The sequence below is a fragment of the Bacillus sp. B4EP4a genome (assembly GCF_006680105.1).
Lineage (GTDB): Bacteria > Bacillota > Bacilli > Bacillales > DSM-1321 > Peribacillus > Peribacillus simplex_E.
In genome coordinates this window covers 19,128-36,524 of sequence record NZ_VHIK01000015.1, presented here as the reverse complement: position 1 = coordinate 36,524, position 17,397 = coordinate 19,128, and the positions used below count along the sequence as shown (strand labels likewise).

At 40.7% G+C, this 17,397-nt stretch carries 17 protein-coding genes; 14 read left to right on the top strand and 3 right to left on the bottom strand.

Annotated elements, in window-relative coordinates:
- The first annotated feature begins 12 nt into the window (after window positions 1-12).
- The 3 genes from FNK51_RS08120 (at window position 13) to FNK51_RS08110 (ending at window position 4,139) form a co-directional block, all read left to right on the top strand.
- On the top strand, window positions 13-1,560 hold the full coding sequence (locus FNK51_RS08120) for a carbon-nitrogen hydrolase family protein (RefSeq protein ID WP_098373347.1): 1,548 nt from the start codon (window positions 13-15) through the stop codon (window positions 1,558-1,560).
- A gap of 154 nt (window positions 1,561-1,714) precedes the next feature.
- Entirely contained in the window at window positions 1,715-3,445 is a 1,731-nt protein-coding gene (locus tag FNK51_RS08115; RefSeq protein ID WP_141993001.1) for a phospho-sugar mutase, read from the top strand.
- Window positions 3,446-3,611: 166 nt separating this feature from the next.
- Window positions 3,612-4,139 (top strand): NADPH-dependent FMN reductase, encoded by a 528-nt coding sequence (locus FNK51_RS08110; protein ID WP_076367619.1) that lies wholly within the window; start codon window positions 3,612-3,614, stop codon window positions 4,137-4,139.
- Between the two features lie 130 nt (window positions 4,140-4,269).
- Here the strand turns inward: FNK51_RS08110 and FNK51_RS08105 are convergent, their stop codons facing one another.
- A complete protein-coding gene (locus tag FNK51_RS08105; protein ID WP_076367617.1) occupies window positions 4,270-4,512 on the bottom strand; it encodes a YhdB family protein in 243 nt (80 codons plus the stop codon).
- A 133-nt stretch (window positions 4,513-4,645) separates the two neighbouring features.
- Here FNK51_RS08105 and FNK51_RS08100 point away from each other — a divergent pair, with 133 nt between their 5' ends.
- The 9 genes from FNK51_RS08100 (at window position 4,646) to FNK51_RS08060 (ending at window position 14,108) form a co-directional block, all read left to right on the top strand.
- Window positions 4,646-5,614, top strand: a complete 969-nt coding sequence (locus FNK51_RS08100) for a M14 family zinc carboxypeptidase (RefSeq protein WP_141993000.1) — start codon at window positions 4,646-4,648, stop codon at window positions 5,612-5,614.
- 49 nt (window positions 5,615-5,663) lie between these two features.
- Window positions 5,664-5,984, top strand: a complete 321-nt coding sequence (locus FNK51_RS08095; protein ID WP_141992999.1) for a DUF3889 domain-containing protein — start codon at window positions 5,664-5,666, stop codon at window positions 5,982-5,984.
- A 242-nt stretch (window positions 5,985-6,226) separates the two neighbouring features.
- On the top strand, window positions 6,227-7,108 hold the full coding sequence (locus FNK51_RS08090; protein ID WP_076367611.1) for a radical SAM/SPASM domain-containing protein: 882 nt from the start codon (window positions 6,227-6,229) through the stop codon (window positions 7,106-7,108).
- A 207-nt stretch (window positions 7,109-7,315) separates the two neighbouring features.
- Window positions 7,316-8,158: a MurR/RpiR family transcriptional regulator gene (locus FNK51_RS08085; RefSeq protein ID WP_098373342.1), complete on the top strand. Its 843-nt coding sequence runs from the start codon at window positions 7,316-7,318 to the stop codon at window positions 8,156-8,158.
- Between the two features lie 63 nt (window positions 8,159-8,221).
- Window positions 8,222-9,376 (top strand): M20 peptidase aminoacylase family protein, encoded by a 1,155-nt coding sequence (locus FNK51_RS08080; RefSeq protein WP_179891179.1) that lies wholly within the window; start codon window positions 8,222-8,224, stop codon window positions 9,374-9,376.
- Window positions 9,369-10,163 carry a GNAT family N-acetyltransferase gene (locus FNK51_RS08075; protein WP_141992998.1) on the top strand — a complete coding sequence of 265 codons (795 nt, stop codon included), beginning with the start codon at window positions 9,369-9,371 and terminating at the stop codon, window positions 10,161-10,163. Before FNK51_RS08080 ends, FNK51_RS08075 begins: the two co-directional genes overlap by 8 nt.
- 13 nt (window positions 10,164-10,176) lie before the next feature.
- Window positions 10,177-11,286 carry an o-succinylbenzoate synthase gene (gene menC / locus FNK51_RS08070; protein ID WP_098373340.1) on the top strand — a complete coding sequence of 370 codons (1,110 nt, stop codon included), beginning with the start codon at window positions 10,177-10,179 and terminating at the stop codon, window positions 11,284-11,286.
- 164 nt (window positions 11,287-11,450) lie between these two features.
- Entirely contained in the window at window positions 11,451-12,530 is a 1,080-nt protein-coding gene (locus FNK51_RS08065; protein ID WP_141992997.1) for a YkvI family membrane protein, read from the top strand.
- 162 nt (window positions 12,531-12,692) lie between these two features.
- Window positions 12,693-14,108 (top strand): SpoVR family protein, encoded by a 1,416-nt coding sequence (locus FNK51_RS08060; protein WP_098373338.1) that lies wholly within the window; start codon window positions 12,693-12,695, stop codon window positions 14,106-14,108.
- A 308-nt stretch (window positions 14,109-14,416) separates the two neighbouring features.
- Here FNK51_RS08060 and FNK51_RS08050 read toward each other — a convergent pair whose 3' ends face one another.
- A complete protein-coding gene (locus FNK51_RS08050) occupies window positions 14,417-15,193 on the bottom strand; it encodes a SurA N-terminal domain-containing protein (protein WP_141992996.1) in 777 nt (258 codons plus the stop codon).
- Window positions 15,194-15,624: 431 nt separating this feature from the next.
- On the opposite strand from FNK51_RS08050, the gene FNK51_RS27130 reads away from it, so the two are divergent.
- Both FNK51_RS27130 and FNK51_RS27125 read left to right on the top strand, forming a co-directional pair.
- Window positions 15,625-16,086, top strand: coding sequence for a PAS domain-containing protein (locus FNK51_RS27130; RefSeq protein ID WP_286178600.1), 462 nt, complete (start codon window positions 15,625-15,627; stop codon window positions 16,084-16,086).
- A 29-nt stretch (window positions 16,087-16,115) separates the two neighbouring features.
- Window positions 16,116-16,658, top strand: coding sequence for an HD-GYP domain-containing protein (locus tag FNK51_RS27125; RefSeq protein WP_286178599.1), 543 nt, complete (start codon window positions 16,116-16,118; stop codon window positions 16,656-16,658).
- Window positions 16,659-16,845: 187 nt separating this feature from the next.
- Here FNK51_RS27125 and FNK51_RS08040 read toward each other — a convergent pair whose 3' ends face one another.
- A complete protein-coding gene (locus FNK51_RS08040; RefSeq protein ID WP_141992995.1) occupies window positions 16,846-17,397 on the bottom strand; it encodes a TVP38/TMEM64 family protein in 552 nt (183 codons plus the stop codon).

Here is a 17,397-nt window from a genome sequence, read left to right as displayed (position 1 = left end):
AGTCTGAGGAAAATGCCTAATTTGGACCTGCATAAATATGAAAAAATAATGGAAATACGTAATATGAGGCTAGGAGACATAGATGAAATAATTGCTTTGCAGTCGAGTTGCTTTCCTGGAATGGTTCCCTGGAAGCGAGAACAGCTTGAGAGTCATCTGGCAATTTTTCCGGAAGGACAGTTTGTGGCTGAATATGATGGAAAAGTGATTGGCTCATGTTCCAGTCTCATTATTAATTTTGACGAATATGATGACCGACATACATGGGATGATGTAACAGATAATGGATATATCACGAATCATAATCCGGACGGTTATAATTTATATGGGATCGAGGTCATGGTCCATCCTAAATTCCGCAGGATGAAAATTGGTCAAAGACTATATGATTCAAGGAAAGAACTTGTTGCCCATTTGAATTTAAAAAGCATCATTATCGGCGGCAGGATTCCCAATTATCATAAACATGCGGATGAACTGTTACCAAGGGAATATGTGAAAGAAGTGCAATTGCATAAAATATATGATCCGGTTCTTTCGTTCCAGCTTTTAAATGGGTTCACGCTTATGAGGATCAATCCTAATTATTTGCCGGATGATCTGCAATCGAATAAGTATGCTACACTCATGGAGTGGAATAACGTCGATTATCAACCGAAAACAAAACGTTATTATAAAACATCAGAACCGGTAAGGATCTGCGTCGTGCAATACATGCTGCGTAAAATCGATTCATTCGAAGACTTCGCTAACCAAGTCGAGTATTTCACCGACGTTGCTTCGGATGCTAATGCGGATTTCGCCGTGTTCCCGGAATTATTCACCACCCAGCTGATGTCTTTCTTGAATGAAAGATCACCAAGCTTGGCTGTACGGAAACTGTCGGATTTCACGGAGCAGTACATTGAATTGTTTACCACTTTAGCTGTAAGGTATAACGTCAATATCATCGGCGGTTCCCATTTCGTAAAAGAAGATGATGACAATATTTATAATATCGCTTATTTATTCCGTCGCGATGGGACGATTGAAAAGCAATATAAAATTCATATCACACCAAATGAAAGAAAGTGGTGGGGTATTAACGCAGGTGACCGCGTTCGAGTCTTTGATACGGACTGTGGAAAAATCGCCATACAAATTTGTTATGATATTGAGTTTCCGGAACTCGCCCGGATTGCTACCGACATGGGAGCCAAAATCATATTCACTCCATTTTGTACAGAAGACAGGCAAGGCTACCTGCGAGTTCGTTATTGTGCCCAGGCCCGTGCTGTGGAAAACCAAATTTATACCGTCATTTCCGGAACGGTCGGGAATCTTCCGCAAACGGAAAATATGGATATTCAGTATGCCCAATCGGGAATCTTCGCTCCATCGGATTTCGAATTTGCGCGTGACGGCATAGTTGGGGAAACCAGCCCGAACCTTGAGATGGTCCTGATTGGCGATGTTGATTTGGAGATCTTAAGGCGGGAGCGTCAGTCTGGTACTGTAAGGCAATTGAAAGATCGCCGCCATGATATTTACAATCTGCATTACAAAGATGGCGAAAAATAAAGAGGTAAAAGAGCTCGTGATGTGAAGAACGCTAGATTTGGTTCTTTTCATTACGAGCCTTTACTTCATTTATTGGAATAAATATGATAATTTTGTATATGTAAGGCAGATACATAATAATTGCAAATTAGGCGTTTGGGAGGAGATGTTGGAGATGGACTGGAAATCTATATACACCACTTGGGCAGGGTACCAGAATTTAAATGGGGAATTACGTGTCCTCCTTGAGGAAATGCAGCGGGATGAAGCAAAACTCGAAGATGCCTTTTATAAAAATTTAGAATTTGGAACAGGCGGAATGCGTGGGGAAATCGGAGTGGGAACGAACCGAATGAATCTTTACACTGTAAGGAAGGCTACGGTTGGGTTGGCTCAATATATCTCTTCGTTTGGAGAAGAAGCAAAAGGAAGAGGGACTGTGATCGCTTATGATTCGAGACATAAGTCCCCGGAATTTGCACTCGAAGCAGCTAAGACCTTGGCTACATTTGGGGTGAAGGCTTATTTATTCGATGAATTGCGTCCGACTCCGGAATTGTCATTTGCGGTTCGCGAGCTGAATGCTTTTGCTGGAATCGTCATCACGGCAAGCCACAATCCGCCTGAATATAATGGTTACAAGGTTTATGGACCAGATGGAGCACAATTGCCACCGGAAGCGGCCGATCAAGTGATCAGCTACGTGAATGCCATTGAAAATGAGCTAGAAATTCAAATTGAAGAAGCTGAAGTCCTTAAAGGGAAGGGCCTCATCGAAATGGTCGGGGAGGAATTGGATACGGCATATAATCGTGAGTTGCTCACAGTTCCCGAGAATCCGCAGCTTGCCGAGGAAATAGATGTGTCAATCGTCTTTACACCGCTTCATGGAACGGCCAATAAATCCGTCAGGCGGGCACTGCAAAGCTTAGGGTATCAAAATTTGCATATCGTTAAGGAGCAGGAATTGCCAGATCCGGATTTTTCGACAGTTAAGTCACCAAATCCGGAGGAACCAGCTGCATTTGAAATGGCCATCGAACTTGGAAACAAAGTGGAAGCGGACTTATTGATAGCAACGGACCCAGATGCTGATCGGCTTGGAATTGCCGTGAAAAACGAGGTAGGTCAATATGTTGTCCTGACTGGAAATCAAACAGGTGCACTTTTCCTGGACTATTTACTGTCCCAGAAAAAAGAAAAAGGGAAGATTCCTCAAAATGGTGTCGTCTTAAAAACAATCGTCACTTCAGAAATCGGGCGGGCGATTGCCGAGTCATATGGCTTGAAAACGGTTGATGTACTTACCGGGTTTAAGTTCATCGCCGAGAAAATAAATCAGTATCATGTAAGCGGAGAAAATAGCTTTTTGTTCGGCTATGAAGAAAGCTACGGTTACCTGATTAAAGACTTTGCACGTGATAAGGATGCCATTCAAGCCGCAGTGCTGGCTGTTGAAGTCTGTGCTCATTATAAAAAGCAGGGATTGACACTATATGAAGGGTTACTGAATGTGTTTGAAAAATACGGCTTTTACTTGGAAGGATTGCGTTCATTGACTTTAAAGGGCATTGAGGGAGCGAAACAGATTTCTGGAATATTGAATCAATTCCGTCAAAATCCTCCTTCCCGAATAGCTGGCATTCCAGTAGTTTCTGAAGAAGATTATCAACGCAGCAAAAAGCGTACATTACTTTCAAATAATGAAGAATTGATCGAGCTTCCGAAATCAAATGTATTGAAGTATTTCCTTGAAGATGGTACATGGGTTTGCCTTCGACCTTCTGGCACTGAACCGAAAATTAAATTCTATTTCGGTGTCCAAGGTAAATCAATGCCAGAAGCTGAGTCCAAGTTATCGGGAGTCATGGAAGATTTCATGAGCAAGATTGAAGCTTTAGTTTAAATGTATGAAAGCTAAACGAAAGACCTTCTTCGGTCTTTCGTTTTTTGTGATGGCAAATTTTTAGCAGCATGAATGATCAAAATTCTAGGAAATTCCGTTTCCGTTTTGGTATACTGTATTGGCGACTGATCTCGGAAAACATAGGGAATAATGGAGGTATAAATTCATGAAATTAGTAATCATTAATGGTTCACCACGTAAACAAGGGCGTACGGGGATAGCCTCACGCTACATATCCAAGAAATACGGAGCGGAACTTATTGATTTAAGCAATAGTGAAATCCCTTTATATTCAGGAGAAGGTGAGCAATATCAATTGGATGTGATTCAAGGTCTTCGGAAAAGCATCGAGGAAGCTGATGGCGTAATTCTGACCACTCCGGAATATCATGGTTCCATGAGCGGGGCCTTGAAAAATGCCTTGGATTTTCTAAGCAGTGAGCAATTCACGCATAAACCAGTTGCACTATTGGCTGTCTCCGGCGGAGGTAAAGGCGGAATCAACGCCTTGAATTCCATGAGGACAGTGGGTCGAAGCCTTTATGCAAATGTGATCGCTAAACAATTGGTACTGGATCCACATTGCTTCGATTACGAAAATGATGGTTTATTTGAAGAGTCTGCCGTACTTGTAGAAGGTATGATTGAAGAGCTTAAAATGTATGCAACTGCATATACTGCAATGAAAAAATAATGAAATAGGGGTCAGGTATTAAAATACCTGACCCTTCCTTGTTTTTATAGGGTTTCACCAGCCAAAGTTATATCCCGATAATTAATCCTCTTGTATAAATTTTCCCGTTTTGCAAAAACTATAGTTGATTTTAGCTTGGAAGTTCACTTAAATAATCACTTGTTTGTTCTGCCGCATGATCCAGATAGCGAAGCAGTGCATACAGCTGGGATTGAACGATTTGATAATCATGCTCAAACCTGTAAGCGTGCAAAAAATGTTCTATTTTTTTCGAAAGAAAGTGATCTTTCGTTCGAACCATCAATACTAACAAGCTGTCCCAATCAGAACGGTGTGTGTGAAACAATGCCTGATCATAATCCGCAATCCTCATGTTCTTCTCCCCCTTAAATAAGGAGCTATTTGTATTTTGTTCAGATAAGACAGAACATTTCCTTACAATAAGTGGAGATGTATTTGGACCGCGGTTGTTGCTTTTTTCCTGAATAAAAATAAAAGGTGAGTACATGAGAAAAATAATGGTAATTGGAATATTGGTACTGCTTTTTTTCCCTGAACCATCGCTGGCGGCAAAAGTGTATTCCCCTGAACAGATGGAAAGTGATCTGCAAGGAATCCAGAAGCAGTATGAATTGGACGTTAAAATAATCGGGCAAACTGAAAAAGGGAAAAATATAAAGGCAGTCAAATTAGGAAAAGGAAAAAGATCGATTTTGCTGGTGGGATCACATCATGGACGGGAATGGCTCAGTTCCATACTTTTAATGCGCATGCTTGAAGAGTATGCAGCCGCCTATCGAGCGGGTAAACCTGTTGGAGAATACCGGACGGAATCATTGGATGAAGTGAGCATCTGGTTCATCCCGATGCTGAATCCAGATGGAGTAAGTATCCAGCAAGGAGATCTCTCCAACTTAAATGTTTTTGAAAAGGCTGCCGTATGGAAAATGAACCGATTTAGCAGGAATTGGTCCCGGTGGAAAGCCAACGCCAAAGGCATTGATTTAAACAGGCAGTATCCGGCTGGATGGAAAGAAGTCATGAGTGATGAAACAAAACCAACGTATCAATTTTATAAAGGCCAACAACCATTAGAAGCAGCTGAAGTATTAGCACTTACGGATTTCACGAAGGAGGTCGATCCCCTTATTGCTGTTTCCTACCATACCTCAGGAAGGGAAATCTTTTGGCATTACAAAAATAAACGGAAAAATATGGCGAGGGATTATGGGATTGCCAAAAAGACTGCCGAATTGACTGGTTATGAACTGACCTTTCCTGAAAAAGAAGCGGTAGGAAGCGGATTTACGGATTGGTTCATCACTGAATTCCGCCGCCCGGGAATGACGATCGAGCTTAGTTATTTAGTGGATGAAACCAATCCGCCGTTGGCTGTGTTTCCTGAGGAGTGGAAGAGGAATCGATTAGTCGGAATCATGCTTGTAAAAGAAGCGAAGCAGCTGCATAACAACTGAACAATTTTACATAATAATAGTAAGCGGAAAGTATAAGGAGGAAAAGATTTTGAAAAAAGTCATCGTGATGCTAATGGGGATTTTTTTGATCATACAAGCAGGGGCCATTTCAGCACAGGCCCAAAAACCCGAATACGAAAAATACGGAAAGATTGCAATTGCAGTTGTGCAGGCAGATTATCCTGAAGTTAAGATTAACGATTACGAATATAAGGGCAGAAAAACTGTATCGAAAAATCTCGTCGAAGACGATTTCAGATTTTTGGTCGATGATAAAGGTCAGAAGTTCAATGTCATCGTGACCGTACAACATGATTTGAAAAATGAAAAATTACTTAGTTTGAAGGTCACGGAGCAAAAAGGAAAGTGAGGTCAGAACAAACGGAAAATTCAAGGTATGCATCTTACCGGACATCTTCACCTCGAGAAGATGTTTTTTTCTGATTTCTTTTATAGGTTGTCCGGAAAATGGTGGATACCGGATTAGTTGCCAATGGAAAGTGATTCACATCCGTTCAGCTGCCATGAAGTTTTCATTGCATTTATGAGCAGCTAACCAGTATAGTTAGTATCAGATTGAAACAATAAGCTTGATTGTAGGGGTATTAGAAAATGAGAAAGTTTAAGAAAGTTTATGTGGAAATTACGAATATATGTAATTTGAAGTGTAATTTTTGTCCAAGTTCCAGCTTGCAAAGGACTCTGAAATTCATGGATCCTGAAGGGTTTACGGATGTAATCAAGAAAATTAAACCACACACCGATCATATTTATTTTCATCTGATGGGTGAACCATTTTTAAATAAAAATTTGGGTACATTCCTGGATATCAGTGCTGAAAATGACTTGAAGGTTAATATTACAACGAACGGTACTTTGATTCAAAAGGTCAAAGACAAGCTACTCTCCAAAAAAGCCCTTCGGCAGGTGAATATTTCACTTCATAGCTTTGAGGCAAACGATACAAGCAATAGTCTTGATTCTTATGTCAGTAATATTGCCGATTTCATAAATGAAGCAAATGAAAAAAGTGAAGTGATTTGTGCCATCCGTTTATGGAATATGGATACGGCTGAATTAAAAGCGAGTAATGGCCTGAACGACGATATTCTTAGCATGCTGGAGGAGAAGCTTTCATTGGACATCCGCTTAAGTGAAGCACTTCAGCAAAAGAATAATATTAAGTTGAAGGACCGGGTTTATATAAACATGGCCGAAAAATTCGAGTGGCCGGAATTGGACCGTGACATTATCGATGAAAATATTTTCTGCTATGCCCTTAGAGATCAGTTAGGCATCTTGGTGGATGGTACAGTGGTACCTTGTTGCTTGGATAGTGAAGGGAAAATACCGCTTGGAAATATATTCGAAACATCACTTGAAGACATTTTAAATGGTGAACGTGCGAAAAATATGTATGATGGTTTTTCAAGAAGATGTGCAGTTGAAGAATTATGTAAACGCTGTGGCTATGCTAAGCGTCATAAAAAATAAGATTAAGAAAAATCACGGAGTCCATCTTCGTGGTTTTTTTGTGTGATTGAATGATATTGCCCCTTCTTTTTTTTATTCAAAATTCAGAATATTATTGGTTTTTTTGGAGTCCCGTGATAAAATACTCTCTATTATTGATGAAGTGTAAACTTCATATTATCATATAAAAAGTATTGGATTCATATCTTGCTTCAGAGGGGATGTTTTATGGATTTACAGCAAAAAGTTAAAGAAGTATTCCCTGGTTTATCCACTGGTCAAAAAAAGGTAGCAAAATACTTGTTAGTGCATTCACATACATTTGCAGTCACTTCAGCTCAAGAGCTCGGAAAAGATATAGGGGTGAGTGAAACGACCATCATCCGCTTTTGTTATTCATTGGGGTTAAGTGGATATGCGGAACTTCAAAAACTTATTCGCAATCAGTTGATATACGAGAGTAGCAGTTTGAATGAATATCATTCTTCAAAACTTGAAGCCGCGAATCAGCCAAACTTCATGGCTCAGGTGATGGGGCAAGATATCATCAGCATCGAAAAGACAATGAAAAATTTATCAAATGAAGATTTCTCCAAAACAGTTGATAAATTGGCGGCAGCTGACAATGTTTTGATATCCGGACACCGGTTATCATTTTCAGCAGCACATTGGTTAACCTTTACGCTTAGGCTTGTTAGGGAAGAGGTCCATTTATATAGGCCTGATACAGATGATATTTTTTTACTGTTGAATAAAATGACTGAAAATTCCGTTTTTGTAGCCATTTCTTTTCACCGCTATGTTAAAGAGACGGTGAAAATCACGGAAATGGCCAAAAAAGCGGGTGCATTTGTAATTGGTGTTACGGATTCTGAACTGGCTCCAATTGCTGAATACGCTGACATATTATTGCCCATTTCAACACCAAGGACTTCCACTATCGATACGGCACCGGTGTTATTCTCATTATTGAATAGTTTAGTAGCTGGTGTATCGATTAAGGACGAACAGGGTTTCAAAGAAAGAAAAGCTATATATGATGCGTTCAATCAAGATGAATTTTTCTTTTGAGATTAAATTTCCATCAGTTCGGTGAACAAGCCGATTAAACCGGGATACAAGGGGGAGACAGAAATGGATATCACACAGTCTATCGAAAAATTAAGGCCTCGTATACTCGATATCTTTGACCATTTACACGCACATCCTGAAACGAGTTGGAATGAAGTGAATACGACAGCTTTCATTTCAAATATTTTAACGGAAAATCAGTGTACGGTGAAAACATTCAAGGACTGTACAGGAGTGGTTGGGGAAATTGGGGATGGGAATTTCACGGTAGGGTTACGATCGGATATCGATGCACTTTGGCAGGAGGTGGATGGGACGTTTCAAGCCAATCATTCCTGTGGACACGATGGGCATATGACCTTGGCACTTGGAGTATTCCTGTTATTGAAAGAAATGGACTTTCATCCAAGAGGCAAACTGAAATTCATTTTTCAGCCTGCTGAAGAAAAAGGTACGGGCGCCTTGAAGATGATTGAAGAAAAAGTATTGGATGATGTCGATTTCCTTTATGGGGTGCACTTAAGACCGGTTGAGGAAGTGAAGGATGGGCAAGCGGCGCCAGCCATTGTCCATGGTGCCGCTCAGTTCATTAAAGGAGAAATAGCGGGGACTGATGCACATGGAGCCAGACCGCACCAAGGGCAAAATGCCATCGAGATAGGAGCAGCATTCATCACTTTGTTAAATGGTATCCATCTCAATCCATCCATCCCTTATTCGGCAAAAATGACGCAGTTTTTTGCTGGAGGAGAAAGCTCCAATATCATCCCCGGGAGAGCCACTTTTTCATTGGATTTACGGGCACAGGATAATGCAATGATGGAAGAGCTCACCAAAAAGGTGGAAAAGGTTGCAGAATCTTTGGCCATTGTCCATGGAGTGGAAGTGAAACTCGAACCGGGAACCAATGTTGCCGCAGCAACCGTGAACGATCAAGCCCAGGAAATAATGTCTGAAGCGATAGCCAATACACTCGGGGAAGAAAATCTGGTAGCGCCTGTCATTACGACAGGAGGAGAGGATTTTCATTTTTATACGTTGAAAAGACCTGAACTCAAAGCGACGATGCTTGGATTGGGCTGTGATTTGGCACCAGGGCTCCATCATCCGAACATGACGTTCAACAAAGATGCTTTGTTATCGGGGATTGAAATCCTGACCAAAGCCATCATACTGACTTTCGAGAAATATGGGGAGGGGGGACACTTGCATGACTGATGAATTAATCATTAAATCCCTATCAACACTGGAGGATTTACAAGAAGTGCAGCGACTGGAAGTTCTTGTATGGGGCATGGATTGCGTTCCCATCCATCAGACGATTACGGCAGTCAAAAACGGCGGGCTTGTTTTAGGCGGCTACATCAATGGTCAGTTAGTCGGGTTTCAATACAGTTTCCCGGGATTCAAGGACGGAAGGGCATATCTTTGTTCACATATGTTAGCAATCCATCCTGCCCATCAAAAGAAGGGCTACGGCAAATTACTTAAACTTGCACAAAAAGAAGAAGCACTCAAAAAAGGTTACGACTTGATCACATGGACGTATGATCCATTGGAAAGTGTGAATGCAAACTTGAACATCGGTAAGCTAAAAGCTGTTTGCTCTACGTATATGGATGATTGTTATGGAAATATGAAGGATACCCTCAATGAAGGATTGTCCACTGATCGATTCATGGTGGAATGGAATATACGGCAGGAAGCAAAGGAAGAGACTCCGCTTCCAGATAAAGCCATACACATCGTAACGACAGGAATGAATGACCAAGGCTTTTCTTACATCAAGGATTATCATTTTGAAACCAATGCAGAGGTGATCGCCATACCCATTCCGACAGATATTCAACAAATCAAAAAAGCTGATCTCAGCCTTGCGATTGATTGGCGGTTAAAAACCGGTGAATTATTCAAAACGCTTTTTGCCAAAGGTTATGTTGCAGCAGGGATTGAACGGGAACAAGGTGGAAATATTCAAAACTATTTATTAAAAAAACAAGAATAAGAGGGGAATCGGGATGAAAATAACAGAAGTGCGTTTACGTCATTTAAATATGGATTTGGTAGCTCCCTTTACAACAAGCTTTGGAACGTTTGTGGATAAGGAGTTCATTCTTGTGGAAGTGAAAAATGGAGAGGGGCTTTCAGGTTGGGCTGAATCTGTGGCATTTTCAGCACCTTGGTATAACGAAGAAACCATAAAAACCAATTGGACCATGCTGGAGGATTTCCTGATACCGCTTGTATTGGATAAAGAAATAGAGCATCCCCGTGATGTATCGGATATGTTCTCGCATATTCGTAAAAATAATATGGCAAAATCGGCAATCGAGGGAGCCATCTGGGATTTATACGCAAAAGAAAATAATATCCCATTAAGTATGGCTTTAGGCGGGGAACTAGAAAAAATCGATGTTGGGATCAGTATCGGCATCCAAAAAACGGTACCTGAATTACTGGCGAAGATAGAAGCCGGATTGAAGGATGGGTATAAAAGAATAAAAATGAAAATCCAACCAGGTTGGGATGTAGATGTAATCAGGGAAGTGCGCAATCGATATCCCGATGTCCCGATCATGGCAGATGCAAACTCCGCTTACCGTCTGAAAGACATCGAATTACTGAAACAGCTTGATCAATTTGATTTAATGATGATCGAGCAACCTTTGTCATCAGATGATATTGTCGATCATGCCACATTACAAGCGGAAATCAAAACACCGATTTGCTTGGATGAAAGTATACATTCCGTGGAAGATGCAAGAAAAGCCCTTGAATTGGGAAGCTGTAAAATCATTAATATTAAGATTGGCAGGGTTGGCGGTTTAACGGAAGCAATGAAAATACATGAATTATGTAAAGAAAGGAATGTACCGGTTTGGTGCGGAGGCATGTTGGAATCTGGTGTGGGGCGTGCCCATAATATCGCATTGACAACACTTGATAACTTCACGATGCCTGGTGATACGGCAGCATCCGCGAATTATTGGCATAAAGACATCATCCAACCGGAGGTTACAGTGGAAGATGGAGTCATAACCGTTCCAAAGGCGGCTGGCATTGGCTATGAAGTAGATTACGCTGCGGTCGATGAATTCACTTCCTATAGTAAAAGATATACCAAATGATAAATGTACAAAAGTTGTAAATAAAAGTGCCTCCCAGCTTCATGGGCTTCGGCCCGTTAACTTGAAGCTGGGAGGGGATTGTAGAACAGGATAATGATGAAAGGGAAGATATTTCTTTTAACTTCAATTGTCAGAATAATCATATAATTAAGGTGGTATGTGATATGAAAAACAGTGTAAATCTTGCAGGTGCATATATTGGAATCATCATTGGAGCAGGTTTCGCTTCAGGACAAGAAGTATTACAGTTCTTCACGAGTTTTGGAATCTACAGTGTATTGGGAATTTTGGTGGCAACCGCTTTATTCGCATTTTTAGGCATGCAGGTTACTCAATTGGGGAGCACTCTCCAAACACGCTCCCATAAAAGCATCATCGATCATATTTGTGGCCGCTATATAGGCAGGGTGGTCGATATTATTATCACATTTTTCTTGTTTGGCGTTACAGTAATCATGATTGCCGGTTCCGGAACGATTTTTGAAGAACAATTCGGGATTCCAAGTATAGTTGGTGCAATCGTCATGACGGTGCTCACGATTGGTACTCTTTTACTTAATGTTAACAAAATTATGTCCATCATAAGTGCCGTAACACCGTTTTTATTTGTTATCATGATCATTATTTCAGGTTATTCATTTTTCACATCCGATCTAAGTTTCAATCAAATCATTTCATCTTCAAGTAAAGGGACGGCTGCAACCGGAAATTGGATGATGGGTTCATTACTTTATGTTTCATATAATATGACTGCCGGAATTGCCATGCTAGCCGTAATGGGAGGGACCTTCAAGAATAAGAAAGAGGCTGGTATGGGAGGAATTCTAGGAGGTATCGGATTGGGGATCTTGCTATTCTTGATCAATTTGGGGATGATGTCCGACTTGAAGGGCATAGAAGGCACAGGTATGCCTACCCTTCATTTAGCGAATCAGATTTCTCCATGGTTGGGATATCTCCTATCAATCATCCTTTTAGGAATGATTTATAATACCGCTGTCGGGATGCTGTATGCATTCACCGCCAGGTTGGTGCCTGCGGAAACGAAACGCTTTAAAATATCCGTGATTATGGTCGGGATCCTCGCTTTCCTTGCAAGTTTCGTTGGCTTTATTGAATTGGTTGGGACGGTATACCCGATCACAGGGTACTTAGGTTTTGTAATCATAGCAGCGCTCATCATTTCCTGGATCCGTTCAAAAACGAAAAAAGAGGCTGTGAATACGGAAATAGTGAAATTTTAATATCAATAGGACTGTGTGTAGAACTGCATGAAACATTTGGCCTGACATCTTCTTCATGGAGGTGTTTTTTTCTGTTATCGAGGACCTTTACTCATGATCACGGCATTTTTCCTCCTTTTTTTCATACATTAGTTTAAAGGCGGAAGACAAGGGGGATTTCGGATGAATGAAGCGGAGCAAAAGGCTCTGGAATATGCCATTAGTGAAATTACAGAAATAGCAACGGGGTTCGGGTTGGATTTTTACCCGATGCGTTATGAAATTTGCCCTTCAGAAATCATTTATACATTTGGTGCCTATGGGATGCCGACCCGTTTTTCTCATTGGAGCTTTGGGAAGCAATTTCATAAAATGAAGCTGCAGTACGACTTTGGATTAAGTAAGATCTATGAACTGGTCATTAACTCTGATCCTTGTTACGCTTTTCTACTGGACTCCAATTCACTTGTACAAAATAAATTGATTGTTGCCCACGTTTTGGCGCATTGTGATTTCTTTAAGAATAATATACGTTTTAATAATACTAAGAGAGATATGGTAGAAAGTATGTCGGCAACGGCAGAAAGAATCCGTGAATATGAAATCCTGCATGGCAAAAAGGAAGTGGAAACCTTTCTCGATGCACTTTTAGCCATTGAAGAACATATCGATCCGTCGCTGATGAGACCGAAACTTGCCTGGACGATGGAAGATGAGGAAGAAGAAGAGGAAATAAAACCGACAGCCACACAATACGATGATTTATGGAACCTTGATAATAAGGATAAACCGAAGCAATCGAACATTAAAAAGAGAAAAAAATTCCCGCCAAGGCCTGAAAAGGATATTATGCTTTTCATAGAGCAGTACAGCAGGGATTTAACCGATTGGCAACGGGATATCATGACGATGATCAGGGAAGAGATGCTGTATTTCTGGCCGCAGCTGGAAACGAAAATCATGAACGAAGGCTGGGCATCCTACTGGCATCAGCGCATAATCCGTGAATTGGATCTATCCTCAGGGGAAGCCATTGAATTCGCAAAACTGAACGCAGGCGTCGTTCAGCCATCACGGACCAGCATCAATCCTTATTATCTAGGATTGAAGGTGCTTGAAGATATTGAAGAACGCTATGATAATCCCACTGAAGAAATGATCAAGCTGGGCGTCAAGCCTGGATCTGGCCGGGAAAAGATGTTCGAAGTCAGGGAAATCGAATCGGATATTTCCTTTCTCCGTAATTATTTGACGAAAGATCTGGTCATGCGGGAGGATATGTACTTATTCCAAAAGCAGGGCAAGGATTATAAAATCGTCGATAAGGCATGGGAGAATGTTCGTGATCAACTCGTGAGTATGAGGGTTAACGGCGGTTTCCCTTATATCACAGTAAATGATGGGGACTTCATGCGCAATGGGGAACTTTATCTAAAACATTGGTATGAAGATATTGAACTGGATTTGAAGTACCTCGAAAAAGTCATGCCATATATCCATCAGCTCTGGGGCCGCTCCGTTCATATGGAATCAGTCATTGAAGGAAAAGAAGTCCTGTTTTCCTATGATGGAAAGGGTATTCACCGGAAATATTTATAAAGCAGAAAAAACTGCCGATCACTCGGCAGTTTTTTCTGCTTTATATTGATGCTTTTTGGAGATGCAGTATTAAATTACTTTTGGATAGGCGTTTTTAAACATTTTATTTTTTCATCTACAATTCGAAATCTTTAATAACAGCAGTTGGATGTAATACTTTTTCCGAATCGAACGCTTCCAATGGTTCTTCATTTTGAACTTTCTTTACCCAGTCGTGATTAGCCAATGCTCCTTTACCTAAAGAGTGTTAGTAGGCGGACCAAAGACCATAAAGAAAGAGCTGCCAATTTTGGCAGCTCTTTTCATTATTAAATCTTAATATCGACCTTAGCATTTTTCTGAAGTTCTTCCACATGCTTCACAAGCTTTTCTTGTTTCTTTTGCTGCTCTAGTTGTTCCTTGATTTGCGGCTTCATTTCTTCGAGTTTCTGTACCTTCTGTCCGCTTGTTTTAGCTTGCTCTGCAACCTGGTCGTAATACTTTTGAATTTCTTCATCAGTTGCTTCTTCCACTTTAATCTCTTTTTCGACGTACTTCGTATATGGGATGTTCTCTGCGATCTGAGCATTCAGCGTTTCCGTATTCAGACCTGCTTGCTTCATCGCTTCCTTGAATTTCTCTTCACTCTCATATTGTTTTTTGATTTCGGCAAGTTGCTTTTCAATTTCGGCCTTGGAAGCTGTGTAGCCCTTTTTATCAGCTGCTTGAAGCAGCAATTTTTGCCCAACTAAAGAATTGAGCGTTTGCTCTTTAATTTGTTTGGCTCCCTCCTTTGTTGTTGGGTCTTGTCCGAATTGCTGCATCTGCATTTGTGTGGTAGACAACACGGTATTATATTCCGCACCTGAAATTTTTTCGTCATTGACGATGGCCACCGTTTTCTTTTCATCCACCTTTTGCTTGTCTAGTTTCTTCTGCATTTCTTCCATCTGTTTTTGCTGTTCCTCAGTTGCTTTAGCCGTTTCTTTCTCAGTTGTTTTAGTCTCTTTCTCGTCATTTTTCTTATCAGCTTCATCGTTCGAACCACAAGCCGTTAGAACAACTGCCAATAATCCAATGATGATTGGGTACAATAGTTTCTTCATATTTCAGTCTCCTCTCGTATTCAATGCTAAAAAATCATCTAATGCGCATTATAAAGGAATTTCCCATTAAAACACAATATATTCATTCTTTTTTCCAGAAAACAGGAAGATAGTATAGGCATTATCTCATTATATAAGTGTAACATTCGCGGAAATGAACCATTTTACCCTTCGTCAAGAAATAAGCTTAAAAGGAATGCGAAGGCTGATACGTGGTGCAGACAGAAACTTGTAGTCTATCACTTACACACAAGCATTGCTTAGTAACTATTGTATCTAAAACTTGTATGGTATTTTATACCTTATCATCTGAATGTAGTTCATTTAGCCTATATGTTGAGAATTTTAATCATGAACGGAGTGAGCCGTGACAATGAGAAAAGTGAAACAAAGGGACAGGATCGGATAATCAGCTATTGGAGGTATAGATTTTGAAAGGAAAATCAAGGCTGCCATTTGAATTGGCAGGATATTTAAAGTTGGGGGATGCCGTCATCATTACGGATCAAGATCATCGCATACTTGATATTAATGGATATTATGAAAGGACGACAGGGTATTCAAGGAACAGTATCATTGGGTTCAAAGCTGGATTCCTAAAGTCAGGGATAACACCTTTGTATACATACACATCCCTGAAAAACGAGTTAAGGGAAGGAAATCTTTGGTCAGGGGTCTTCACCAACCGAAAGAAATCGGGTGACATTTGGCATTTCTCTATTACGATTACTCCTATTCATCTAGGGGGGCAGTGGTATTTTGTAGGGATTTTCCGTGAACTGGAACAATTGAAAGAAGGGATTTACCTCTCGGAAAAGAAAAGGGCAGAGACTCAAAGGGAATTGTTAAAGGTCTTCGCCATTTCATTCGAAATCCGTGATCCAGGCCCTTGAGAGTTCAAAACCTAACCGAGCGGCTAGTTATGGTTCATGATCGAAGATGCCAGCTTGAACTATCTAAAAGCTATATGAATCATATCGTTCATTCAAGTATTCTACATGATATCGGGAAAGCGGAGATTCCTGAGGGGATATTATACAAACCTGGCCCGTTATCTCCATATAAACGAAAAATCATCGAGATGCATCCGTTAATGGGATCCGATATTTTGAATAAGATTTCAAAGGAAATGAACAATGATGTGATCAGCAGCCTGGAAGTGGCTGAAAACATCATCCTCCATCATTATGAAAAATGGGATGGAACTGGATATCCACATCGTTTGAAAGGTGAGGACATCCCATTGGAAGCTAGAATAGTTGCCATTGTGGATGTGTTCGATGCATTGACCAGCAGAAGGCCGTATAAAGATTCCTGGACAGTGGAGCGGGCATTATCTTTCATAAACGAACAAAAAGGAAAGCATTTCGACCCATCCATCGTGGTGTCTTTCTTTTGTTATTTTAATGAAAAGGCGGCGCAGAAAAATGGTTTCGAAACCGTTCGCAGCACAGGGATATATTAAACAACGAACTCGTCGAATATCATATCCTGATATAATGGGGTAATGCTTCGTGGAAAGAAAAGGTCGCATCAGCCTTCTGGATCTGATCGTTAACCCTTGGAGACCAAGGGGGGACGGCTCCTTATCAATTGTAGGGTTAAAAAGAAAATCCCTACTAATTTACCCTAAAAGTAGAGAAGCCTTATTACTACATTCCTTTTTTCTTAATTCTATTAAAGTAATAAACGACTGCGATTACCAGAATCAACAGTACCAAAACAATCCTTACATCGTCCGATGCCTTCAATATTTGTGTTACCGAATACGCTTCGACAAGGAGGGCAGGCAGTTTTCCGATGGATGTCGCGAGAAAGAAAATCATCATTCCCGTCTTGCTTAATGCTGCTGTGAGGTTGATCACGCCGGATGGAATAAAAGGAAGGAGCCTAAGCATCAGAATCATCCAAAATGCATGAAATCCTTGTGACTTTTGCAGCTTCATGATCCACCGGTTCTTCATGAACTTGGGTTTGAATGTTTGAAAGCCCTTTCGATATAACCAAAAGCTGACCACTGCTCCGGCAATTTCCCCCATGTAAGAAAGGATCAATCCCTTTTCAAATCCAAATACGGTGATATTGGCAGCCGTGATGAATACGCTTGGAATAAAACCAAGCACGCTAATCAATATATTGAATGCTAAACTTACAGCAACGGAAAAAGGGCCGCTGGAAAGTAATGCCTCAGAAATGAAATTCAT